20 protein-coding genes and 2 pseudogenes are annotated in these 23,995 nt (G+C 67.3%); 7 read left to right on the top strand and 15 right to left on the bottom strand.

Going from position 1 to position 23,995, the window contains the following annotated elements; translation table 11 throughout:
• Positions 1-590 precede the first annotated feature (590 nt).
• Genes QH195_RS11210 through QH195_RS11195 form a run of 4 tightly spaced genes read right to left on the bottom strand, consistent with a single transcriptional unit; the run spans position 591 to position 4,848 of the window.
• Entirely contained in the window at positions 591-1,808 is a 1,218-nt protein-coding gene (locus tag QH195_RS11210) for an amidohydrolase family protein (protein ID WP_280425249.1), read from the bottom strand.
• A gap of 50 nt (positions 1,809-1,858) precedes the next feature.
• Positions 1,859-3,160, bottom strand: coding sequence for an amidohydrolase family protein (locus QH195_RS11205; protein ID WP_280435307.1), 1,302 nt, complete (start codon positions 3,158-3,160; stop codon positions 1,859-1,861).
• A gap of 37 nt (positions 3,161-3,197) precedes the next feature.
• Complete coding sequence (locus QH195_RS11200; RefSeq protein ID WP_280435306.1) at positions 3,198-4,436, bottom strand: amidohydrolase family protein; 1,239 nt, start codon at positions 4,434-4,436, stop codon at positions 3,198-3,200.
• 19 nt (positions 4,437-4,455) lie between these two features.
• Entirely contained in the window at positions 4,456-4,848 is a 393-nt protein-coding gene (locus QH195_RS11195) for a TIGR03618 family F420-dependent PPOX class oxidoreductase (protein WP_280425246.1), read from the bottom strand.
• A 139-nt stretch (positions 4,849-4,987) separates the two neighbouring features.
• Between QH195_RS11195 and QH195_RS11190 the strand changes: the two genes are divergently transcribed.
• The 4 genes and pseudogenes from QH195_RS11190 (at position 4,988) to QH195_RS11175 (ending at position 7,652) form a co-directional block, all read left to right on the top strand.
• Entirely contained in the window at positions 4,988-5,404 is a 417-nt protein-coding gene (locus tag QH195_RS11190) for a Zn-ribbon domain-containing OB-fold protein (protein ID WP_280435305.1), read from the top strand.
• 17 nt (positions 5,405-5,421) lie between these two features.
• Entirely contained in the window at positions 5,422-6,570 is a 1,149-nt protein-coding gene (locus QH195_RS11185; RefSeq protein WP_280435304.1) for a thiolase family protein, read from the top strand.
• 46 nt (positions 6,571-6,616) lie between these two features.
• Positions 6,617-7,422: pseudogene (locus QH195_RS11180) on the top strand (SDR family oxidoreductase).
• Positions 7,419-7,652: a hypothetical protein gene (locus QH195_RS11175; protein WP_432278321.1), complete on the top strand. Its 234-nt coding sequence runs from the start codon at positions 7,419-7,421 to the stop codon at positions 7,650-7,652. The pseudogene QH195_RS11180 and the gene QH195_RS11175 overlap by 4 nt, the downstream one beginning before the upstream one ends.
• Positions 7,653-7,779: 127 nt before the next feature.
• Here QH195_RS11175 and QH195_RS11170 read toward each other — a convergent pair whose 3' ends face one another.
• Both QH195_RS11170 and QH195_RS11165 read right to left on the bottom strand, forming a co-directional pair.
• Positions 7,780-8,577: an SDR family NAD(P)-dependent oxidoreductase gene (locus tag QH195_RS11170; RefSeq protein ID WP_280435303.1), complete on the bottom strand. Its 798-nt coding sequence runs from the start codon at positions 8,575-8,577 to the stop codon at positions 7,780-7,782.
• A 20-nt stretch (positions 8,578-8,597) separates the two neighbouring features.
• Positions 8,598-9,710: a phosphotransferase family protein gene (locus QH195_RS11165; RefSeq protein ID WP_280435302.1), complete on the bottom strand. Its 1,113-nt coding sequence runs from the start codon at positions 9,708-9,710 to the stop codon at positions 8,598-8,600.
• Positions 9,711-9,862: 152 nt separating this feature from the next.
• Between QH195_RS11165 and QH195_RS11160 the strand changes: the two genes are divergently transcribed.
• Positions 9,863-11,359, top strand: coding sequence for an acyl-CoA carboxylase subunit beta (locus tag QH195_RS11160; protein ID WP_280435301.1), 1,497 nt, complete (start codon positions 9,863-9,865; stop codon positions 11,357-11,359).
• Positions 11,360-11,442: 83 nt separating this feature from the next.
• Here the strand turns inward: QH195_RS11160 and QH195_RS11155 are convergent, their stop codons facing one another.
• The 9 genes and pseudogenes from QH195_RS11155 to QH195_RS11115 all read right to left on the bottom strand — a co-directional run bounded on the left by QH195_RS11155 (position 11,443) and on the right by QH195_RS11115 (position 21,198).
• On the bottom strand, positions 11,443-12,795 hold the full coding sequence (locus tag QH195_RS11155) for an MFS transporter (RefSeq protein WP_280435300.1): 1,353 nt from the start codon (positions 12,793-12,795) through the stop codon (positions 11,443-11,445).
• A 41-nt stretch (positions 12,796-12,836) separates the two neighbouring features.
• Positions 12,837-13,685, bottom strand: coding sequence for a mycofactocin-coupled SDR family oxidoreductase (locus QH195_RS11150; protein WP_280425239.1), 849 nt, complete (start codon positions 13,683-13,685; stop codon positions 12,837-12,839).
• A 49-nt stretch (positions 13,686-13,734) separates the two neighbouring features.
• Positions 13,735-15,198, bottom strand: coding sequence for an aldehyde dehydrogenase family protein (locus QH195_RS11145; RefSeq protein WP_432278322.1), 1,464 nt, complete (start codon positions 15,196-15,198; stop codon positions 13,735-13,737).
• Positions 15,199-15,932: 734 nt separating this feature from the next.
• Positions 15,933-17,123 (bottom strand): acyl-CoA dehydrogenase family protein, encoded by a 1,191-nt coding sequence (locus tag QH195_RS11140; protein WP_280435298.1) that lies wholly within the window; start codon positions 17,121-17,123, stop codon positions 15,933-15,935.
• A 20-nt stretch (positions 17,124-17,143) separates the two neighbouring features.
• A pseudogene (locus tag QH195_RS11135) lies at positions 17,144-17,295 on the bottom strand (CoA transferase); the annotation flags it as partial.
• A 235-nt stretch (positions 17,296-17,530) separates the two neighbouring features.
• Complete coding sequence (locus QH195_RS11130) at positions 17,531-18,742, bottom strand: acetyl-CoA C-acetyltransferase (protein ID WP_280435297.1); 1,212 nt, start codon at positions 18,740-18,742, stop codon at positions 17,531-17,533.
• Between the two features lie 4 nt (positions 18,743-18,746).
• Positions 18,747-19,628 (bottom strand): hypothetical protein, encoded by an 882-nt coding sequence (locus QH195_RS11125; RefSeq protein WP_280435296.1) that lies wholly within the window; start codon positions 19,626-19,628, stop codon positions 18,747-18,749.
• Positions 19,625-20,353 (bottom strand): 3-oxoacyl-ACP reductase FabG, encoded by a 729-nt coding sequence (fabG, locus tag QH195_RS11120; RefSeq protein ID WP_280435295.1) that lies wholly within the window; start codon positions 20,351-20,353, stop codon positions 19,625-19,627. The genes QH195_RS11125 and fabG overlap by 4 nt, the downstream gene beginning before the upstream one ends.
• A gap of 23 nt (positions 20,354-20,376) precedes the next feature.
• Entirely contained in the window at positions 20,377-21,198 is an 822-nt protein-coding gene (locus tag QH195_RS11115; RefSeq protein WP_280435294.1) for a mycofactocin-coupled SDR family oxidoreductase, read from the bottom strand.
• 316 nt (positions 21,199-21,514) lie between these two features.
• Between QH195_RS11115 and QH195_RS11110 the strand changes: the two genes are divergently transcribed.
• Positions 21,515-22,324, top strand: coding sequence for an NAD(P)-dependent oxidoreductase (locus tag QH195_RS11110; RefSeq protein WP_280435293.1), 810 nt, complete (start codon positions 21,515-21,517; stop codon positions 22,322-22,324).
• A gap of 71 nt (positions 22,325-22,395) precedes the next feature.
• Positions 22,396-23,995 (top strand): coniferyl aldehyde dehydrogenase (locus tag QH195_RS11105; protein ID WP_280435292.1); only part of this gene is annotated, 1,600 nt, incomplete at its 3' end.

Raw genomic sequence — 23,995 nt, 5'->3', positions numbered from 1 at the left:
CACGGGGTCGCAAATCCCCCCCACGCAAACATCCCCGCCGCGCATACCCCCCACCCCCCCACCATCACGGCCCTTTTGGGGCGTCAACGCCCCCCCCCGCGGGGGACCGGCCGTCCCCCCCCGCGGCGCCCGCGCCGGAGGGCGGGCACCGCTCCACGCTACCGGAATAGGTGTTGCAGGATCGCGAAAGTTACGGACACGGGGGAGCCCGGCGCGGGCATCGATCATGCTGGGAATCGCGGCGCTCGTTACCATGTGCGCCGCCGACGGGGCGGGGCCGGGAAGCGATGATGCGCTTCGGCTCGTCCGATGCCCGCACCCGTCGACAGCCTGCCCGACCGGCACAATCTCGACGATATTGCCGGACTTCTGTGTCCGGCGATATCGAGGTGATCATCGAGAATGTCCACCCGCTCAGCGATGCCGCCGCGGTCGAATGCCATGCGGAAACGGAATCAGACCGCTTCGTTGAGCCCGGCGCCGGCACGCGAGTTCCGGTTCCTCGCCCGGAGCGCTCGGTCCAGGGTCGTCCCGTGTGCCGTGCCATGGCGCGTAATCCCCCTGTCGGTGGCCCGTCCCACCGTCGGTGATCAGGAAGACACGCCGGTCGAAACCTTGGCGCCGAGCAGCTCGAGTGCGTTGTCGCGCATCACCTTCCGGGTGTCTTCGTAGGAGAATTCGGGGAACTGGGGGATATCGGCGGTGAAGGTGGTGGGGTCGGCGAGCCCTTCGCCGTGGGGCCAGTCGGAGCCGAACAGGACCTTGTCCACGCCGATGGTCTCGGCGAGGAGCTTGACGTCGTCCTCGTAGTAGGGGGCGATCCAGACGTTGTTCTTCAGCTGCTCCACCGGATCTTCGGTGAAGTGGTAGGGCGCCGTGTTCGCGGCCTTCTTCAGTCGTTTGATCAACCGGTAGACGAAGTACGAGCCGTTCTCGATGCTGACCACCTTCAGCTTCGGGTGGCGGGTGAACACCTGGTGCACGATCATCGAGGCCATCGTGTCGTGGATCGCGCGGTCGTCGAGCAGGAGCTGATCCAGCGGATCCTTCTTGCCGAATCCTTCGAATGTCGCCTTACCGCCCCACAGTGCTGCGATGGCGAGGTAGCCGCTGTCGGACAGATGGAAACCCACCGGTACGCCGGCTTCGGCCAGGCGCGCCCACACCGGGTCGTGCAGTGGATCGCCGAGGGAGCGGGGCCCGGTCACACCCGGGACCGGCGCGGGACGCACCAGCACCAGCTTCGCCCCCCGTTCCAGTACGAATTCGACCTCGGCGACGGCGGCTTCGGGATCGGCGAGCGAGATGATCGGTGCCGAGACGAACCGTCCGTCGGGACGGTCGAACCCCCAGTCCTCGTCCAGCCACAGGTTGAACGCGTGCAAGGACGCCATTGTGGCGGGAATATCGTGCTTGAGTGCTTCCTCGACGCCGCAGGCGAAGGTCGGCAGCATGAATACCGTTTCGAGCTTCTGCCGGTCCAGGACCTTCACCCGGGCTTCGCGGTTCTGGTATTCGGGATGATCCGGTAGCCGGTCCAGTTTCATCAGCGACCCCGGGTCCACGCCCTCGGGGATCTCGCCGCGGAACAGCAGATCGAGGCAGCCCGGTTCGACGATGGGGTCGAACGTCGGGTTGGGGACGAAGTGGTTGACCTTCTCGCCCATCAGGGCCAGCGTGCGTTTACCGCTGGTCACCATCTGCACGCCGCGGGTTCTGAACTCCTTGGGCAGATGGCGGGTGAACGCGTCCAGCGGTTCGTAGTAGTGGTTGTCGACGTCTACAGCGAGATAATCCAGCGTCGTCATATTCAGAATCCTTTCGGTCCGGCCGTCGGGTTCGCGATCGCCGGATGCCGCTATTCGCTGGCGGTGTGTGCGGTGGCCGCATCGATCTGGGAGCGGAAGGCGGCCAGTTTCTCCGCGGCTGTGGTCTGGTGGTGGCTGCGCGCCTTGATGCTGACGTCGTGGCCGGCCGAGGCGGCGCGGAGGGCGCCGACGGTCGCCTTCTCCTCGGGTACGTGGGTGAAGGGGTCGAACGAGTACCACTTCATGGCATTGAGGTGGGTCATCTTGTGGATCTCGTCGTCGGTGACGTTCTCGGCCTCGAACACCGACTCGAGTTCCTCGGGTGCGCCCGGCCACATCGAATCGCTGTGCGGGTAGTCCATTTCCCAGGCGATGTTGTCGATACCGATCTCGTGGCGCAGCCGGACACCGATCGGGTCGCTGATGAAGCAGGTCAGGAAGTGCTCGCGGAACACCTCGCTGGGCAGCTTGCCGCCGAAGTCCTGCATCGTCCACGTGGAGTGCATGTCGAAGGTGCGGTCGATACGCTCCAGGAAGTAGGGGATCCAGCCGGTGCCGCCCTCGGACAGCCCGATCTTCAGGTCCTTGTACTCCTTCACCGGGCGTGACCAGAGCAGGTCGGCCGCCGCGGAGACGATGTTCATCGGCTGCAGGGTGATCATCACATCCGGCGGAGAGTCCGTGGCGGGGATGGAAAGTTTGCCCGATGAGCCGATGTGCACATTGAGTACAGTGTCGGTGTCCACCAGGGCTTTCCACAGCGGGTTCCAGTACTCGTCGTGGAAGCTCGGGTAGCCGAGCGCAGCCGGGTTTTCGGTGAAAGTGAGCGAATGCACGCCCTTCTTCGATACCCGGCGCACTTCCTCGGCGCACAGTTCGACGTCCCAGATCACCGGAAGTGCCATGGGAATGAAACGGCCCGGGTAGGCGCCGCACCATTCGTCGATATGCCAATCGTTGTACGCCCGCACCAGAGCCAGGGAAAAATCCGAGTCCTCGGTGGCGAACAGTCGGGCGGCGAAACCGGGGAAGGAGGGGAAGTTCATCTGCGCCAGCACACCGCCGGCGTTCATATCCTTGACCCGCTCGTCCACGTCGTAGCAGCCGGGCCGGATCTCGTCGAGACCCTCGGGCTCGAGGCCGTACTCCTCCTTCGGGCGGCCCGCGACGGCGTTGAGCGCCACGTTCGGGATCACCCGGTCACGGAACTTCCACATATCCGCGCCGTTGTCCATCCGGACCAGGCGCGGCGCATCGTCGGCGTACTTCGCGGGCAGATGGTTGGCGAACATATCGGGCGGTTCGATGATGTGGTCGTCGACGCTGACGAGGATCATATCGTTCTTGTCCACGGAGGTACTCCCTTCGAGCACTTTACTGTAAGTAAAACTATAGCGCTGCCGGTGCTGCCGTTGACGGTGGTTCGGCAGCGGCCGGGTCCGGATTCTCGATCGGCAGGCCCAGGAATCGGCGCGCGTTGTCACCGAGGAAATCCCAGGTGCGCCGGTTGTCCATGCCTTCGGCGTATTTCCAGTACGCCTTCGGCTCGGGCAACCCCTCCGGATGCGGGTAGTCGGAGCCGAACATCACCCGGTCCCAGCCGACGGTGTCGACCACATCGGCGACCGAGCCCTCCCAGAACGGACTGACCCAGATATTGCGGCGGAACACGTCCAGGGGATCTTCGGGGAAGTTCTGCGGCATCTTCTTGGTCAGATCGGCCAGATCATGGAACAGCGGATGGATCCACGAGCTGCCGTTCTCCACACTGGCGATCCGCAACCGGGGAAACCGGGTCAGGGTGCCGTGACAGATCAGGCTGCCGATCATGTCCGAGATCTCCCGGTGCCCCAGCGCCAGCCAGCGGAACGAGCTCATCGCCATGAAGTTATTCGTGGCGGGCGGCTCCCATCTGTTGACGTATTCGTCCAGCGGCGGCTGGCTGGCGTGTAGCACGATCGGCAGGCCTGTGTCCTCCACGTCGCGCCAGAACGCGTCGAACTCGGGCAGGGCCGGCGAACGCCAGCCGTTCACGCCTTTCACGGGCGCCGGTTTGATCAGTGCGACTTTCGCGCCGTTGTCCAGGATGTACTGCAACTCCCGCCGGGCGCCGTCGACCTCGGCGCAGTTGATGACCGGGGTGCTGAATATCCGGTCCTCGTAGACGTAACTCCAGTGCTCCAGCATCCACCGGTTCAGCGCGTGGACGATCGCCATGGTCAGCTCGGGGTCGTCGGCCGCGGAATGCTCGACCAGACTGGCGAGGGTGGGGTAGTTGAGCGTCTCCCGGACGCCCTGGCGATCGAGTTCGGCGATCCGGTCCGCGGGGTTGCGGGTGGCGGCCGGGGCCTCGATGGCCTCGCCCTGCATCTCCCGCAAGGTCAGGCCCTCGGTGTTCTCGCCGGCGAAGAACTTCTCGTGCGCGCCGGGTGCGGCGACTCGTTCGAAGGTCGGATTCGGGATGAAGTCGGTGATCCGGCCGTTGATCGCGATCCGGGTGTGCCGTCCGATCCGGACGTACTGCACCGCCTGCCGGTACCGCTCGGGCAGGTACCTGGTCAGGGCATCGGCCGTCTCGTACATATGCGCGTCGGCGTCGAAGATGGGAATATCCGGGGCTCGAGTCATATCGGGTTCTCCTGAACGGCTATTTGGCGACGAATCTGGTGGTGTCGAGAATCAGAACGACCCGGTCCTCCACGTCTGCAGGCGGCTCGCAGTCGGTGTCTCCGTAGCGCTCGCCGAGTTCGGCATAGAACTTTCCGTCCTCGTCGCCTTCTACGGTCACCAGCCAACCGCGAATCTCCAGGCAGCGCGCCGGCGCGTCGGGGTCGGTGAGCAGGAACGAGTAGTTCGGATTGGCCTGCAGGCTGGTGAACTTCCGCCGCGGGATCGTATGGCTCATACGCAGATGTGCGCCGTCCCAGGTGAAGCGCATCGGTGACTGCTCCGGCGACCCGTCGGGCGGCACGGTCGCGAGAACGCCCACGAGGGGCCGGTGCAGCAGGTCCTCGAGGTCACCGGGAATTTTCGAGCTCATGAATCCACCTCGCAACTAGCAGGTCGAAATGGTTACCGTTGATATTACCGTAAGCTACCATTGCATGGCCGGATCCGGTACGGCCCATCGCCCGGCCGGCTATACGGTAAGGCTATCGGTAGAAGCGAGGACGATAACGATGCAGCGAATGATCGCACCGGAGATATCGACGTGGCCGGACGGTGACTTCCGGCTCGTGGGCGGGACCTGCGGTGACTGCGAGGCGACGGTATTCCCGGTACAGCAGCTGTGCCCGCGGTGCAGCCGGCCGGCGATCGAGCCCATCGATCTGCCCAGCGAAGGCGTCCTGGTGGCCTGGACAACGCAGGGATTCCTGCCCGGACCGCCCTACCTCGGCGACGAGACGGCGAAGACATTCGTTCCGTTCGGCGTCGGGCTGGTGCAACTCGGCGACGTCATCCGGGTGGAGGGCAGGCTCACCGAGAACGACCCGCAAAAACTGGAATTCGGTATGCGGGTCGGCCTGACCACCGTGCCGCTCGGCACCGATGCCGACGGCAACGAGGTCCTCACCTTCGCCTTCCAGCCGCTGTAGACGACCAGGAGTTCCAGATGACCAACGATGTCGCGATCATCGGTGTCGGCCTGCACCCATTCGGCCGCTTCGAGGGCAAGACTGCGATGCAGATGGGCACGGATGCCATCCGGGCCGCATTGGGCGATGCCGGACTGGAGTGGAAGGATATCCAGTTCGCGGTGGGTGGCAGCTGGGAAGTCGCCAATCCCGACGCCATCGTGAGTCTGATGGGGCTCACCGGCGTGCCGTTCACCAATGTGTTCAACGCCTGCGCCACCGCCGCCAGCGCCACCGAGGCCTGCGCCGACGCCATCCGCCTCGGCAAATACGATATCGGGATCGCGGTCGGCCTGGACAAGCATCCGCGCGGAGCGTTCACCGTCGACCCCACCCTGGTCGGGATGCCGAAATGGTACGGCGAGAACGGCCAGTACCTGACCACCCAGTTCTTCGGTATGAAGGCCAACCGCTACCTGCACGATCACGGAATCTCCCAGCGCACCCTGGCCAAGGTCGCGGCGAAGAACTACCGCAACGGCGGGCTGAACCCGAATGCTTTCCGCCGCAAGCCGATCCCGGAAGACGAGATTTTGGCGGCGCCGATGCTCAACTACCCATTGACGCACTACATGTTCTGTGCTCCGAACGAGGGCGCCGCCGCCGTCATCATGTGCCGGGCGGATCTCGCGCACCGGTTCACCACCAAGCCGGTCTATGTGCGGGCGGTCGAGGTCCGGACCCGCACATACGGTGCCTACGAGGTGAACACGACCTATGCACCGGTGCAGGAGGAAGTCGCGCCGTCGGTCTACGCCGCGCGCGCCGCGTTCGAGGCCGCCGGGATCGCGCCGTCCGATATCGACGTCGCCCAGTTGCAGGACACCGACGCCGGCGCCGAAATCATCCATATGGCAGAGGTCGGGCTCTGTGCGCACGGCGACCAGGAGAAGCTGATCGCCGAGGGCGCCACCGAGATCGCCGGCTCCATACCGGTGAACACCGACGGCGGGCTCATCGCCAACGGGGAGCCGATGGGGGCCTCGGGTATGCGGCAGTTGCACGAACTGGTGCTGCAACTGCGCGGTACCGCGGGGGAGCGGCAGGTGCCCAACGACCCGAAGGCGGGCGTCGCGCTGCTCTACGGCGCGCCAGGTACGGCCGGCGCTACGATCGTCACCACCTGATGGCTCCGGTGACAGCGCCCGGACGCCGGCCGGGCGCACCCTGATCATGTCGGGCGGGAGCCGCGGTATCGGGCCGGCCGTCGCCGTCCGCGCCGCGGCGGCCGGCGCGAATATCGCACTCATCGCGAAAACCGGGGCACCGCATCCGAAGCTGCCCGGCACCATCCACACGGCCGCCGCGGAGATCGAAGCGGCGGGCGGTGCGGCACTGCCGGTGGTGGGCGATATCCGCGACGATGCGACGGTCGCGCAGGCGATCGAGCGGACCGTCGAACGCTTCGGTGGTATCGACCTCGTGGTCAACAACGCCTCCGCGATCGATACGGCCCCGGCCGCCGAGCTGCCGATGAAGCGCTACGACCTCATGCAGGACATCAACTGCCGCGGCACCTACCTGCTCAGCTCGCTCGCCATTCCGGCGCTGCGGAAATCGGCGCGGGCGGGCCACAACCCGCATATCCTGACCCTGTCGCCACCGCTGAAGCTCGATCCGCGCTGGGCGGGACAATGCCTCGGCTACACCATCGCCGAGTACGGGATGTCGTTGACGACCCTCGGCTCGGCCGAGGAACTGCGCGCCGACGGGATCGGCGTTGATTCGCTGTGGCCGCGGACCACGATCGGGACCGCCGCGATCCGCAACCGGCCCGGCGGCGCCGAGCGGGTGGCCACCTCCGCACATCCGAGATCTGCGCCGACGCCGCGTATCTCGTGTTCACGAGCACGGCAGCGAGCACCACCGGGAACTTCTTCCTCGACGAGGATGTGCTGCGCGCCCACGGTGTTACCGAGCTGGACCGCTACCGGGTCACGCCCGGTGACGGTCCCCTCACTCTGGATTTGTTCCTGTGACCGAATCCGTTCTGCTGCAATCCCAGGACGGCGGCGTCCGCACGCTGACCCTCAACAGACCGCAACGACGCAACGCGCTCGACCCACAGCTGTGGGCGGCGCTGTCCGATGCCCTGCGGACCGCCGCGCACTACCGCTCGGTACGCGCGCTACCGCAGCGCGGTACAGGTCCGAAGCGCCCCGGCGGATCGAGTGCGGCCTCACCGGCCTCGGCCGGGGCCGACGAGTAGTGCGCCGCCGGGCCCGACGAGAGAGGAGTATTCGGGCGAGTTCTTCGAGTCGGCGGCCGCGGCCCCCAGGCCGTGCCCGGGGGGCGCGGGGCCGTTCGTGCAGAACCCGGTGGCCGAGTCTGCTTCGTCAGGTGAAATCCGAACCGCCGTCGACGTTGACGTTGGCACCGGTCATATACGAGTTGCGCCGGGAGGCGAGAAAGGCGACCACCGGGCCGATTTCCTCGGGTAGCCCGGCGCGGGGCATCTGGGCGGGATGGCCGAAGTGTTCGCCGATGGCGGCCATGAGGCGGTAGGGGTCGGCACTGTCCACGCCGACCGAATGGGCCCAGTTCTGGAGCCCCGGTGTCACGAAGGTGCCCGGTGAGACCACGTTGACCAGGATCTCGTCCGGTGCCAGCAACAGTGACAGGTTCTTGGAAATACTGGTGACCATCGACTTGGCGGCGGTGTAGGCCACCAGACCGGTGTTCTGCCGCTGGGTGGAGTGCGCGGAGAAGTTCACGATACGAGCCCATTCGGCGCGGCGTAGCAGCGGTAGCGCGGCCTGGACACAGTTCACCATTGTCATTGCGCCGTGGTCGATCGCCTCGCGCCAGTGTTCGGGGGAGAGGGTGTCGAAAGTGCCGCGAGCATCCGGCCCGACCGCGTTGATCAGGACGTTGAGCCCGCCGCCCCAGCGGTCGGCGAGTTCGTCGAAGCGCGCGTCGACCGCCGCGGGGTCGCGGACGTCCGCAGGCAAACCGACCGCGTCCGGGCTGCCGTGCTCGGTCAGGTCGAGGGCGGTATCGGTGACGGCGGTCGCGGAGCGGCCGATCACCGCGACGCGGGCGCCTTCCTCGGCGAGGCAACGCGCGGTGGCGAGGCCCATCCCGCTGCTTCCGCCCACCACGACCGCGGTCGCGCCGGTGAGTCCCAGATCCATCGTCGGTGTCTCCTGTTCGTTCAGAGATGCGCGCCGGCGGCGCGCACCAGGTCGAGCGTGCCGAGTTCACGGATCGCGCGGCAGCTGCGGCGCAGCATCACGCGGAACAGCGCCTCGCCGCGTTCGGTCGGAGTGGCGAACGCGGTACCGAGCGCGATGATCAACGGGCCCTGTAGCATTCCGATCCGGTAGTCGAGCAGACAGGTATCCAGATCGTAGTCGCGCACGCCGTACCGGAGCAGGGCCGCGTGGTAGGCCCCGACCAGCCTGGTTTCCGCCGCCGCCCGCAGTTCCGGCTCCAGGCAGGTGCCGGTGAAGTAGGCCAGGTCGCGGGCGGGCAGGCCGACGCCCAGGGTCTGCCAATCCACGACGTAGAACCGCGAATCGTCGAAGAGCATATTGTCCAGCCGGTAGTCGCCGTGCATCAGTGCGTAGCGCCCGGTGTCGGCCAGCAGCCACGGGGTGATCAGTTCCAGCGCGGCGCGCAGAGTATCGCGTTCGTCGCCGGACAGCGCCGGGCCGATGCGTTCCAGCGTGGCGGGCAGCGCCAGGGCGGCCACCTGGCCGAGGCCGTCGGCCGCCGCCGCGTCACCGGGCTTCGGCATCGCGCCCGCCGGAATGGTCAGCCAGTCCGGATCGCACCACGAGGGGCCGTGCAGACCTGCCAGCGCTGTCACCGCCCGCAGCGCGATCGCCTCACCGCACCCGGCCACCTGATCGCCGGGTGCCGCCGGAGCCAGATCGTCGAGCAGCAAGACGAACTCGGAGGCATCGTCGTTCACCGCGCTGTGATGGCAGTGCGGTACCGGGACTTTCGTCTGCTGTGCGATCCCGGAGTAGAACTCCACCTCGCTGCGGTAACCCAGCGTGACCCCGGCGCGTACACCGTCGTCCTGAGCCGGGAGTTTCACCACGAACGTATCCGGTAGCCGGGTGGTGGGCGGCGGGGTCCGGTAACTCGCCGTGAGCCGGTAGGTGGCACCGGTCTGACCGGTGCCGATCGGCTCCACATCCACCTGCTCGACCAGTGCGGTTCCGGCGCCACCGAGTGCGGTGGTGAGCCACCGCGCGGTGAGTTCGTCCGGCCGTCCCGGGATGGCCGAGCTCTCGGCCCGGAAATTCTCATGGTCCATCCGCGTTCCTTCCGGGATGAAACTGTAATGCCAACGGTATACTTTACCGGAAGATGTCGGTGCGACCATGTGGATCGCAGTGGATCGATGCCGGAGGTTGCGGTCGCCGGCGGGCGGTTCCGCTGAGCCGGCCACTGCGCTGAGAGGACGAGATGACGAACGCACGAGGCTGGAAGGAAACGCTGGAGGACCTGGACGGCCGCCGGGAGCGGTCGGCGGCCATGGGTGGGCCCGAGCGGGTGGCCAAACACCGAGCGAAGGGCAAGCTGACCGCGCGGGAGCGGATCACGTATCTGCTCGATCCGGGAACGTTCCAGGAATTCGGCGCCTTGGTGGGTGGTGAGGTCGCCGCCGACGCTATAGTCACGGGCTCGGGCCTGCTCCACGGGACGCCGGTCATGGTGGGCGCGGAGGATTTCACCACCATGGCGGGGACTATCGCGCCGGGCAGCAACGCCAAACGCTATCGCCTCGCCGAACTCGCCGTCCGCAACAAGGTCCCGCTGGTGATGCTGCTGGAGGGCGCGGGTTTCCGGCCCACCGGCGCGCACTACGGGCGGACCCCCACCGATCTGCTCGCCCAGGCCCGGTGTTCGGGCCGGGTACCGATGGTCACCGGGGTACTCGGCGCATCGGCCGGCCACGGTGCGCTCATCGCGCCGGTGTCGGATTTCGCGATCATGAGCAGGCAGGGCGCCATCTTCACCGCGGGCCCGCCGGTGGTGCGGGAGTCCACCGGCGAGGACATCAGCAAAGAGGATCTCGGTGGCCCCGGCGTGGCGGTGCCGAGCGGCCTGATCCACAATCTCGCCGACAACGACGAGGACGCGCTCGACGATATCCGGCGGTATCTCTCCTATTTCCCGTCCAGCGCGTGGTCGTATCCGCCCGCGCTGCTCTCCGACGATTCCACCGAGCCGCGGCCGACCCCGGAACTGCTGGACATCATCTCGCGGGACAACCGCAACACCTACGACATCCGGGCTGTCCTCGACGTGGTTTTCGATACCCCCGATTGGTTCGAGGTCCAGCCCGGTTACGGCACTGCGATAGTTTGTGCCCTGGCTCATCTCGGCGGACATCCGGTCGCGGTGGTCGCCAACCAGCCGCAGGTGATGGCCGGTTCGATCGATACCGACGCTGCCGAGAAGGCCGCCCACTTCATCTCGGTGGCGGATTCGTTCCACCTGCCGCTGGTGTTCCTCGCCGACAATCCGGGCATGCTGCCCGGCAGCGAATCCGAACGTGAAGGTGTCCTGCGTGCGGGGGCCCGGATGTTCGTCGCCCAGACCACGGCGACCACCCTCAAACTGCATCTGACGCTGCGCAAGGCGTACGGATTCGGCTCGATGGTCATGTCGCTCATCGGCTTCGACAATCAGACCGCGGCCTTCGCCTACCCCGGCGCGACCATGGGGGCGATGAGCGCGGCGGCCCTCGGACTGGCATCAGGCGCGGACGAGGATGTCGCGGCACAGTTGCGGGAGATGGAACTGCTGGCTTCCTACCACTCGGCCGAACATATGGGTTTCGACGAGCTGATCCGCCCCGAAGAGACCCGCGAAGCGCTGTTGACAGCCCTGCGCCGCGGAATCTTCGCCCGCCAGGAGGCGCCGGAACCGGTGACGCGCTCGGCAATCGTTCCGTGAGTCGACCGCGCTTTCCGAGAGAGCCCTCCCGGAAAGCGCGGTTGGAGGTAGGCCTCTTGCGTGACGCCCGAGGCGGGTGCGGGTTACGTGCCCTCTGGTAGAGGATCCGTAGAGCGGTCGGCCGGAACCGGGGACTCGGCGCGCCGGCCACTCGCGACCCGGTGCGCTGCCGCGACTGCCACCAGCCCGATGAGGCCCATGCCGACGATCCACAGGGTGGGACCGAAATCGGACCCGGTCCCAAGCAGCAGAGTTCCGCAGACCAGCGGGGCCGTACCGCCACCGAGGACGGTGCCGATATTCTGGCCGAAATTCGAGGCGGTGTAGCGGATGGCGGGTGGGAAGAGTTCGGCGATGAAGCTGAACCCCGGCGCCATGACCATGTTGGTGAGTACGAGGTAGCTCCCCATGCCCGCGAACAGCAGGATGGGGTTCTCGGTTTCGGACAGGATCCAGCAGATGGGCACCGACGCCACGATGAACAGCGCGAGTACGACGGTGAGCATCGGGCGTTGCCCGAAGCGGTCCGTCAGCGCGCCGGCGAGCGGAACCCACAGCGCGCCGAACATCATCGCCGTCGCGTAGGTGATGAGGACCGTGGCGGTCGGCAACTCCCTGTTGCCGGCCAGATATACGCCGAACCATTGTGCGACGCCCGCCGTGCCGTTCACGCCGATGGCGATACCGCCCGCGACGAGCACGGTGCGCCAGTGACCCCGCAGAGTCTCGGCCAACGGTGAGCGCACGATCTCGTTGTCGCGCACCATTTTCGCGAATGCGGGCGAATCCTCGATCCGTCGGCGCAGCAGGAAGGCGAGCAGGGTCAACGGCGCCGCGACGAGGAACGGGATACGCCAGCCGAAGTCGGCCATACTGTCCGCCGAGACGTTCGACGCCAGCACGGCCGCGAGGACCGCGCCGCTCGAGCCACCGAGACCCGCACCGAACGGCGTGAGCGAACTCAGCAGTATGCGCTTGTTCCGGGGTGCGGACTCCAGGACGTAGGTGACGGAGCCGAGCATTTCGGCACCGGCCGAAAGTCCCTGGCCGATGCGCAGGAGAACGAGTGCGACCGGTGCGACGATGCCCAGTGTCTCGTAGGTGGGAAGGAGCCCGATAACCGCCGAGCAGGTACCCATCAGGATGACCGTGGCCAGCAGGGCGGTCCGGCGCCCGCGCCGGTCACCGATACGGCCGAAGACGATGCCGCCGATCGGCCGGGCGATGAAGCCCGCGCCGAAGACACCGAGTCCCACCAGGAACGAGGTGGCCTCGTTGTCCGAGGGAAAGAACAGCGGTGCGAAATACACCGTCAGCACCCCGTACAGCGCGAAGTCGTAGTACTCGATGAAGGTGCCGGCGAATCCGGCGACGGCGGCACGCCGGGCGGCCGGCGGGACACGTGCGGTGGCCGGTTCCGGCCGATCTGTGGACATGGTGGTTCGTATCTCGGGGTCCGGGCTCCTTCGGGATCTGGCTACTTGCCCCAGGGCACGGCTTTGACGTACCCGCCGGCATCGACGCGCAACTGGCTTCCGGTGATGTAGCGGGAATCGTCGCCGGCGAGGAAGACGATCAGGTTCGAGACATCTTGCGGTTCGATATAGGGCACCGGCATCCCCTGCATCGCCGGGAACGCCGCTTCGGCCTCCGCGCGGGTGGGCGACTCCTTGTCGGGGCGGAAGACCTTGTACATCCCCTCGTTGTGCAACATATCGGTATTCACATTCGTCGGATGCACCGCGTTGACCCGGATCATCTTGCGGGCCAGTTGATTGGCCAGATCGTTCACATAGTGCGCGACGATCTGTTTGGCGAAGCTGTAGGCGGAGCCGCCCGGACCCTGCTTCGTGGAGCTGCCGAGTTGCGCCGCCAGCGATCCGGTCGCGATGATGGAGGCCCCGGATTCGAGATGCGGCAGACTGGCCTGCACCACGTTGAAAACACCGACGAGATCGGTGTCGATGGTGTCCGACCAGGACTGGATCGTCTGACCTCTGCCCATCGGAGCGATCCCGGCGTTGGCGACCACGATGTCCAGCCGCCCCAGGGCCTCGACTCCTTGCGCGATCGCGTTCCACACCGCACTGCGCTCACGGACGTCGACGATGATCGGATGGGCTCGCACGCCCTCCTTTTCGATCAGCCTGGCGGTTTCCTCCAGATCCTCCGGCCGTGCCAGCGGGTAGGTGTTGCCCTCGAGATCCGCGCAGATATCGAGCGCGACAACACTCGCGCCTGCCGCAGCGAGTTCGACCGCGTGCGACCGCCCTTGCCCGCGCGCGGCGCCCGAGACCACCGCGACCTTGCCATCCAGTTTTCCCACCGGACCGTCCTTCCGATTGTTCTGTGATCGTGTTCGTCTGCGCGCGTGGTCAGCCGCGCGCCGCGACCCGGTGACCGATGGTTTTCGTCTCCAGGTATTGCTGGAAGCCCTCCAGGCCGCACTGCCGGCCGACACCGCTGTTCTTGTAGCCGCCGAACGGGGCGTCGGCGCCGTAGTACATGCCGCCGTTGACCCCGACGGCCCCGGTCCGGATCCGGCGCGCGATACCCATTCCGCGGTCGTCCGAGGCGGAGAGCACCGCGCCGGCGAGACCGTATTCGCTGTCGTTGGCGAGGCGTACCGCCTCGTCGTCGTCGGTGAACGGCGTCATCACCAGCACCGGACCGAAGATCTCTTCCCGCGCGATGGGCAGGCTCGGGTCATCGCAGACGAATACGGTCGGTTCGACGTAGTGGCCGCCGGCCAGATGGGGCGGCAGGTCTTTCGGTGTGCCGCCGCCGATGACGAGGCGGGCGCCGTCGCGGACCGCCCGGTCGTAGGCATCGAGTACCTTGGTGCGCTGGGCCGCGCTGATCAACGGCCCGACCATGGTTTCCGGCAGCGCCGGGTCGCCGACGGGTACCGCCTGGAAGGCCGCCGCCACACCGCTGATCATCTCGTCGAAAATCGACCGGTGCACCAGCATGCGGCTCGTCGCGGCGCAGGCCTGCCCGGCATGCACGCAGACACCGGCGGCGCTGCGCAGGGCGGCCCGGGGATCGGCGTCCTCGCACACGATGAGCGCGGATTTGCCGCCCAGCTCGAGAAACGTCCGCTTCATGGTGTCCGCGCCGCGGCGCATGAGCATACGGCCCACCACCGTCGAACCCGTGAACGAGATGAGATCGACGCGTGGATCGGTGGCCAGCAGCTCGGCGACCTCGTTCGACGGGGTGGGGACGACATTGACCACACCGGCGGGGAAGTCGGTGCGCTCGGCGACGAGCCGGCCGAGCCGGGTCGCGTTCCACGGCGTGTTCGGGTCCGGTTTCAGCACCACCGTATTGCCCGCGGCCAGCGCCGGGCCCAGTTTGTTGAGTACGACCTCGACCGGGAAGTTCGACGGGCAGATCGCGGCGACCACACCCACCGGTTCCTGGACGACCGTGCGCATATTGCGGTCGCCGAACAGGCTGCCGCCGGAGAGTTCACGCTCCCAAGGGAATTCGTCGATCAAACGCGCCGGGTATCGCAGCGCTTCGGCCAGCGGCCAGTCCAATTGGGCGATCCGCGTGGTGGCAATCGGGCAGCCGGCCTCGGCCACGAGCTCCTCGCGCAGCAATTCGCTCTCGTCTTCGAGCGCCTGCTGTAGTTGTTCCAGGCAGCGCTGCCGCAGCGCTCCGTTCGCAGACCAGTCGGTCTCGTCGAAGGCATGCCGGGCCGCGGCGATCGCGCGCAGCATATCCTCCGGGCCCGCCGCGGCGGTGCTGCCGAGTACCTGTCCGGTGGCCGGGCTGACATTGTCGAACGTCGCGCCGGAGGCGGCCGCCACCAGCTCCGCGCCGATGAGCATCCGGGATTCGCGGCGTTGGCCTGCTCGGCGACCCAGTTCCGTACTGGGGGCAGCGTCATGCCCGTCGACCTCACTCACATCGTCCTCCTGCCCTGCGGCGCCATACGCCCGCGGATGTCTTACGGTATCAGTAACCGTTGATATTACGGTAGGGCTGCGGTACTGCACTACGTCGCGGTGAGTTCCCGGGATGAAAACTCGCGTCACCAGTGAATTCGCGGCGAGGCGGATCGATGTCGCACCTTTTGTGCCGTTTGCTCCCCTTTTTCGTGAAGGCTTTTGCGGTCTCAATAACTGTAAAACATACAGTATGTATATCTCGGCTGTGGTGCGCTGATCGGCATATTGTGCGGAAGCTGCTCAGCGATGACGCAGGTCAATAGACCGGGCTTTGCCTATTGAAGGGGCGAGGTGTCGGCATCGAACCCGAAACTGCAGCAGCGGTGAGAAGCGACCCCGTCACAGAACGCGGCGGGGCGGTCGATGACCCGCGCAGAACTGGCCCGGCGTAAGTCCGGATGCCGGGTCGGAAAGAGTCGGTGGGTGAATTATGCCCGGCTGGTCGTGTCCGCTTCGGCGGTGTACCAGTGGCAGACATCTGCGGTGACGGGCCAACCAGCGGTCCGCGAGGTCCGGGAGAGGTTCGTGGGCGGGTTGTGGAATGGGGTCCGGCTCATACCTCCGGCGATGGCTTGCTCCAGCGATCCGGGAATGGATGCAATCGGGACCGGTGGTCACAGGCAGTAGTCGCGCATGACTCCCTTGGCGATGATGCGTTTCTGGATTTCGCTGGTGCCCTCGCCGATGAGCATGAAGGGGGCTTCACGCATGAGGCGTTCGATTTCGTATTCGGTGGAGTAGCCGTAGCCGCCGTGGATGCGGAAGCTCGCCTGGGTGACCTCGTTGCAGAATTCGCTGGCGAGGTATTTCGCCATTCCGGCGGCGACGTCGTTGCGTTCGCCGGAATCCTTCAGGCGGGCGGCGTTGACCATCATCAGGTGGGCCGACTCGACCTTGGTGGCCATGTCGGCGAGGGAGAATTCGATGGCCTGGTGTTCGACGATCGGCTTGCCGAAGGTGGAGCGCTGCTGGGCGTAGCGGGCGCCGAGTTCGAAGGCCCGCAGGGCGATTCCGCAGGCGCGGGCGGCGACATTGACGCGGCCGACTTCGATACCGTCCATCATCTGCCGGAAACCGCGGCCGCTGGTACCGCCGAGAACCGTCTCCGCGGGGGCGTGGTAGCCGTCGAACAGCAGCTCGGTGGTATCGATTCCCTTGTAGCCCATTTTGTGGATCTTGCCCGGGATGGTGAGCCCCGGTGCGACCGTGCCGTAGCCGGTGGGCTTTTCGACCAGGAAGGTGGTGAGGTTGTCGTGCGGTTTCTCGCAGCCTTCTTCGGTGCGGACGAGGACAGCGACGAGGTTGGCGGTGGAGCCGTTGGTAATCCACATCTTGCGGCCGTCGATGGTGTAGTCGCCGGCTCGGTCGCGCACGGCCTTGGTGCGGATCGCGGCGACATCGGAGCCCAATTCGGGTTCCGACATCGAGAAAGCCCCGCGGACCTCCCCGGTGGCCATTCGGGGTAGGTAGGTTCGTTTCTGTTCCTCGGTGCCGTGGTGGCGGAGCAGATAGGCCAGGATGAAATGGGTGTTGATCACGCCCGATACACTCATCCACCCGCGGGCCAGTTCCTCGACGCACAGGGCGTAGGTGAGCAGGGATTCACCGAGCCCGCCGTACTCCTCGGGGATCATGATCCCGAACAGCCCCATCTCGGCGATCCGGTCGACGATCTCCTGCGGGTAGGTATCGGTGTGTTCGAGTTCCTGGGCGTTGGGGATGATCTCCTTGTCCACGAAGGTGCGGACGGTGGCGAGGATTTCGTTCTGGACGTCGGTGAGCCCGTGCGTGCGTGCGAGTTTCATGGGTTTGTCCGTTTCGGGGAGTCGGTCGCGACGGCCACCGGGTCGACACGGATGACGTCGGCGCCGAGCTGTGTCAGGGTCATACCCGCCAAGGGGCGGCGACGAAACTGGAAATCTCGACGATCCGCAAACCCGCGAGGGGTGCTGCCGCCGTGATTCCGGGTTCGCTCATCGGGCTATCACCTGGGTGGGCACCCGAACCGTCCCGCCGGTGGCGGCCGATCCGGCGTGAACGCACGGGTCAGGGGCGCGCTCGGGCCGACCGGTCAACGGCGGGTCCGAGATGACATCGGGAAAGCGCCGATGCCGCACTGCGGTTGTCCGGGCCGAACTCCTTCTGCGGTACCGGTATTCGGTGTTGTGGGCTGGGACGTTCGTCTTTGCGGCCGGTTTCGGCGTGGGCACGATCAGACCACCTTCTCGAAGATCGCGGCCAAGCCCTGGCCGCCGCCGACACACATGGTCTCCAGACCGTATCGCGCGTCACGGTGCTGCATCTCCCGGGCGAGGGTGGCCAGCATCCGGACACCGGTGGCGCCCACCGGGTGGCCCAGCGAGATTCCGGAACCGTGCACATTGGTCCGCTCGAGATCGGCTTCACCGAACTTCCATTCGCGCAACACCGCCAGCGCCTGGGCGGCGAAGGCCTCGTTGAGTTCGATGAGGTCGATATCGGCGAGAGTGAGACCGGCCAGGCCGAGCGCCGCCTCGGTGGCGGGGACCGGGCCGATTCCCATCACCCTCGGCTCGACCCCGGCGACGGCCCACGAAGTGAGTTTCACCAGCGGGGTGAGGCCGAACTGTTCGGCGCGGTCGCGGGTGGTGACCAGGCACATGGCGGCCGCATCGTTCTGGCCGCTGGAATTGCCCGCCGTCACCGTCGATTCCGGGTCGAGTTTCGCACGCACGGGTTTCAGCCGGGCCAATGCCTCGACCGTTGTGTCCGCGCGTGGATGTTCGTCTCGTTCGATGACATTCTCGCCGTCCCGGGACCGCACGGTGGTGGGCACGATCTGCTCGGCGCAGGCACCGCTATCGGCCGCCGCAACCGCGCGCTGATGTGAGCGCACGGCGAGGCGGTCCTGTTCCGCGCGGGAGATTTCGTAGGCGCGGCGCAGGTTCTCGGCGGTCTCCAGCATGCCGCCCGGGACCGGATAGTGCTGCCCGCCGGCGGTTTCGCGGCCCCGCGCGAGGCTGTCGTGGATCCGCACGCCCCCGCGGGCGCCACCCCAGCGCATATCCAGGGAGAAGAACGAGGCATTGCTCATGCTTTCGACGCCACCGGCGACGACCACATCATGCGATCCGCTGCCCACCTGCAACACCGCCTGGATCACGGCCTGCAGACCGGACCCGCAGCGGCGGTCGATCTGCATACCGCCCACCGTGACCGGCAGGCCGGCGTCGAGTGCGATGACCCGCCCGATGGCCGGTGCCTCGCTGGACGGGTAGCAGTGGCCGACGATGACGTCCTGGACGAGCGCCGGGTCCAGTCCGGTCCGTTCGAGCAGGCCACTCAGCGCGGTGACGCCGAGTTCGACCGCGCTGAGCCCGGCGAACATCCCGCCGTACCGCCCGATCGGGGTGCGGACCGGTTCGCAGATCACTACTTCACGCATGGGTTCAGTCTCCAAGAGCAGGGAAATCGGCGTGCAGAACGGTATGGATCCGCGGGTCGCCGCCGGGGTCGGCTGTGCCGGTGAGGGCAACGGCGAGGTCGGCATCGGAATCCGTATGACGGCCGATGCGCGCGCTACCGGGACAGAACAGTGGGGCGAGGTTGCGGTGCCGCAACCGTGCCGGCCCGGCACCGGGCCGGTCGAGGCGGATCGTCTCGGCGAGGGCGAGGGTCATCAGCGGGCCGTGCACGACCAGTCCCGGATATCCCTCCACCCCGGTCGCGTACGGCCAGTCGTAGTGGATCCGGTGCGCGTTCGCGGTGGCGGCGCTGAACCGCATCAGCAGCGTCGGGTCGGTGCGCAACTCCCATACACCGTCGCGCACCCGGCGTAGTGGGGCCGCGACGGGGTCCACGGAAGCCGGTGCGGGTGGCTGCGCGGTGGCCGGGCCCGGGTCGCGGTAGATCAACTCCTGCCGCTCGACCAGGGCGGGAGAAGCGGAATCGGCGAACAACCCGATCTCGACCACAACCACCACGAGCCTTCCCGACCGCCCGGTCTTCGGTGTCACGGCGACGACGCGCGCTTCCCGGCGCACCGTGGTGCCGATGGTCAGTTCGCCGTCGAACTGTACGTCGCCACCCGCGAACATCCGGCGCGGCAGATCGACCGGCGGCAGCAAGCCGCCGCGCACCGGATGCCCGTCCGGGCCGATCGAGCCCGACTCCGGCCACCGCGGCAAGGCCACCCAGTGCCACAGCGGCGGTAGCGGTTCGCCGGCCCCTACCGGTTTGTCCCGGGTGTCCAGCAGTGCCTGGAGTGCGGCGATCGGCGCCGGATCCAGGTACTCCTCGGTCGTGACGGTATACGGTTCCCAGCCGGTCACATGAATCGCCCGCCGGTGACCTCGAGCGTCGTGCCCGTCATGTAGGAGGACAGATCCGACGCCAGGAACAGCGCCACATTCGCGATCTCGTCCGGTTCGCCCGCGCGCGACATGGGGATCTCGGCCATCTTCTGCTCCCAGATGTGCTCCGGCATGGCGGTGGTCATGGGGGAGCGGATCAGTCCGGGCTGGATCGCGTTGACACGCAGGCCGTAACGCGCGGTTTCCTTGGCCGCGGCCTTGGTGAGACCGATGATCCCGGCCTTGGCCGCGGAATAGTTGGTCTGCCCGGCCATCCCGACCTTGCCGGAGAGCGAGGAGATGTTGACGATGCTGCCGCGGCCGCATTCGCGCATCAACGCGGCGGCGAGGCGGGTGCCGTGCCAGGTGCCCTTCAGGTGGACGGCGATCACCTGGTCGAATTCGTGCTCGGTCATCGTGCGCATGGTGGCGTCGCGGGTGATGCCCGCGTTGTTCACCGCGATATCGACGGTGCCGAAATCCTCGACCGCAGTGGCCGGCAGCGCCTCGACATCTTCGGCGCGGGTGACATCGCAGCGCACCGCGCGGGCGACCGCCGGGCCTAGCCGTTCTCGGGTATCGCCGGGTTCGAGGTCGCCGACCACCACGCGGGCGCCGTGCCGCACGAAGGTTTCGGCGATGGCGAAGCCGATGCCTTGGGCGCCGCCGGTGACCACGGCGACCCGGTCCGCGAGAAGTGACATGGTGTGTTCCTTGCCGTTGCGGATCAGTACTGGGTCGCGCCGAGGTCGACCGGGATCTGGGCGGCGGTGACGAAGCGGGAATCATCCCCGGCCAGCCAGGACACGGCATCGGCCACATCGTCGGCTTCGGCCACCCAGGCGGGCAGCAGCGGGGTGATCATATGAGCGAGCTGCGGGTTGGTCTCGGTGGCGGCGGTGAGGGCGGAGATCATATCGCCGCCACCCATCGGCGTGGCCACGGCGCCGGGGTGCAGGCTGTTGACCCGGATATTGTGTTTGCCGAGTTCGGCGGCCAGTCCTCGGGCCATCCCGGTGACGGCGTGCTTGCTCGCGGTGTAGTGCACCATGAACGGCTGCATTTTCATGCCCGCGGCGGAGCTGATCAGGATGATGGAGCCGCCGCGACCGCCGTCGACGATGTGGTGGGCGCCGGCGGCCACGGTGTTCCAGGTACCGGTGACGTTGATATCGATGACGTCCCGCCACGATTCGGTGGTGATCGCGTCCCAGGTCTCCGGAATGCAGATACCGGCGTTGGCCACGATGATGTCGAGGCGGCCGAGCGCCTCGACGCCCGCGTCCACCGCCGTGCGCAAACCGGCGGTGTCCCGGGTGTCGACGGTGGCGGCGATGATCTTGCGTCCGGTCGCCTCGACCAGCCGGACGGTCTCCGCGAGATCCGCCGGGGTCGCGGAATCGTAAGGGACTGCCGCGGGGAGCGCCGCCGCGATATCGACGGCGATGATATCGGCGCCCTCGGTCGCCAACCGGACGGCGTGCGCACGGCCCTGACCGCGTGCCGCCCCGGTGATGAACGCTACTTTGCCTCGAAGTCGGCTCGTCACGGGTTTTCCTAACTGTCGTCGGGCGGATGCCCGGCACCGCGCACACGGCCGCGCCGACTGCGCGGGTCCGGCGAGGAGCCGACCGGAAATGCATATCGTAGCCAGTATCGTAAGCGCAACGGTATAGCGGGCGAAAGGGTGGGTTCGCCAGGTCGGGCGTCGAGTTGCCGATCGCCTGGGGTGGAATTCGCAAACTGGTCCCCGGACCTTCTGGGTGAGTGTTACTGTTGCCATTACTGGATATGTCTCTGTCCGGATATCGCCCCGCCGGCCCGAGCGGCGGCGAGCTCGGGCCGATCGCGAGTGAGGAGCGTCGATGTCGCAGGTCGTCGGGTTTGTCGGGGCAGGCCGCATGGGGGAGCCGATGGTGTACCGGCTGGTCGCCGCGGGCCACCGGTTGCAGGTGTACGCCCGGCGTGACTCGGTGCGGGAACGGTTACGCGCCGCCGGGGCGACGGTGGTCGATTCCGCCGCCGAAGCCGCGTCGTCGGCCGATATCGTGATCGCTTGCCTGTTCTCCGACGCTCAGCTCGTCGAGGTCCTCGCCGGGCCCGGTGGGGTGCTCGCCGCGGCGCCGCGGGACGCGGTCGTCGTATCGCATACCACCGGGACGGTGAGCACCGTGACCGATCTGGTCGCAGGCCATCCCGGCGGTCCGGCGCTGCTGGACGGGCCGGTGAGCGGTTCGGCCGACGATATCGCCGCCGGAAAGCTCACCGTACTGCTCGGTGGTGCCGCGGACGCGGTCGCGCGGGTCCGGCCGGTGCTCGAATCGTATGCGAGCACGGTAATCGCGACCGGTGCACTCGGCACCGCGTTGAGTGTCAAGCTGGTGAACAACGCCCTGTTCGCGGCGAACGCCCAGATGGCCGCCGCCGCACTCGAACTGGGCACCCGCCTCGGTATCGGGGAGCAGCAGCTGCTGGACGCCCTGGCCGTATCCAGTGGCCGGAGCTACGCGGCCGGTTCGATCGGCCGCACCGGCGGGCTGGTGACGTTCGAGCAGGTGGTGGCACCCTTTCTGCGCAAGGATGTGGCCGCCTGCCGGGCGGCGACGGCCGACCTGAGTATCGATATCGGCCGGCTCGGCGCCGTGATCGACGGCGGTCCCCTGGATCTCGGCTGAGCGCGGCGGACAATGCGTACGTCATCCCTTCACCACCGCCCGGCGGGCGGGAGTCAACTCGGAGCGTGTCGATGAACAGCAGTACCCCGGAGATAACCGTGGAAGGGGCCGAGACTGCAGGGGCGGCCGAACTCCGCGATCCGGCGGCGGTCCTGGCGGGCCAGCGGCAGGCGTTTCTGCGTGAGGGCCCACCGAGTGCCGCGGTCCGCCGGGACCGCATCGACCGGTTGGTCGCCATGGTCCTGGACAACACCGATGCCTACGTCGACGCGCTCGTCGCCGACTTCGGGACACGTTCCCGGACCGGCACCCTGTTCGCCGAGATCATGGGCATGCTCTCCGCCATCGAATACGTCCGCTCCCAGCTCACCCGCTGGATGCGGCCGCGGCGAACCGACCGGGCGGCCCGCCTGTACGGTATCCGCGCGGAGGTCCGGCCGTCCCCGCTCGGGGTGGTGGGGATCGTCGGCCCCTGGAATTTCCCGCTCAACCTGGTGGTCCTGCCTGCCGCGACCGCGTTCGCCGCCGGGAACCGGGTGATGATCAAGATGTCGGAGATCACCGCGCACACCGCGGAACTCACCCGGCGGCTGGCGGAACAATACTTCGACGAATCCGAGCTGGCGGTGGTCACCGGCGGCCCGGAGGTGGGCGCTGCCTTCGCCGAACTGCCGTTCGACCATCTGTTCTTCACCGGCTCCACCCGGGTCGGTCGGCTCGTGCAGCGCGCTGCGGCGAAGAATCTGGTGCCGGTGACGCTCGAGCTCGGCGGAAAGAACCCGGCGGTCGTCTCCGCCGACGCCGATCTCACCCGGGCGGCGGAGCGGATCGCCCGGGCGCGGATGGTCAACGGCGGGCAGGTCTGCGTCTGCCCGGATTACGTGCTGGTTCCGCAGGACCGGATGGAACCCTTCGTCGACGCCCTGGCCGAGGCCTGGCGCCGGATGTTCCCCGAAATACTCGGCAACATCGACTACACCGCCGTGGTGAACACGGCCAACTACGAGCGCATCATCGGGCTGATCGACGATGCCCGCGCGCGCGGTGCCCGCGTGGAGCCGATCGCGCCCAACGCCGAGACATTGCCCGACCCGGACTTGCGCAAGATCGCGCCGACGCTCGTCCGGGAGGTGACCGACGAGATGGCCATCGCCTCGGAAGAAGTATTCGGCCCGGTCTTGTCCGTGCTGCCCTACCGGGAACTGGACGAGGCCCTCGATTACATCAACCGGCGGCCCCCGCCGCTGGTGGCCTACTGGTACGGCCCGGACCGGGCGGATTTCCGCACGTTCGTCGCGAATACCCGCAGCGGTGGGGTGGCCCGCAACGAATTCGCGATTCAGATGTTCCCCGACGACGCACCGTTCGGTGGTGTCGGCGAGAGCGGGATGGGGGCCTATCACGGTAAGGCCGGATTCGATACCTTCAGTCACCACCGCACGGTGGTCGGCACCGACCTGCCGGTACCGATCACCAGCCTCGCCGCCCCACCCTTCGGCCGGTGGACCGAGCGTCTCATCGGTCTCGCGCTGCGCACCGCGCGCCACAGTACGGTCCCGGCTCGATTCTCCGCCGACCCCGAGCGCTATCACCGCACGCACGCTCCGTTACTGGGGCAGGACAACGACACTGTGCTGAGCGAGCTCGGGTACACGGCGCAAGAGATCGCGG

The sequence above is a fragment of the Nocardia carnea genome (assembly GCF_029868855.1).
Classification (GTDB): Bacteria; Actinomycetota; Actinomycetes; order Mycobacteriales; family Mycobacteriaceae; genus Nocardia; species Nocardia carnea_A.
Note: the sequence above shows the minus strand (reverse complement) of the source record. Positions and strands in the feature narration are given on the sequence as shown.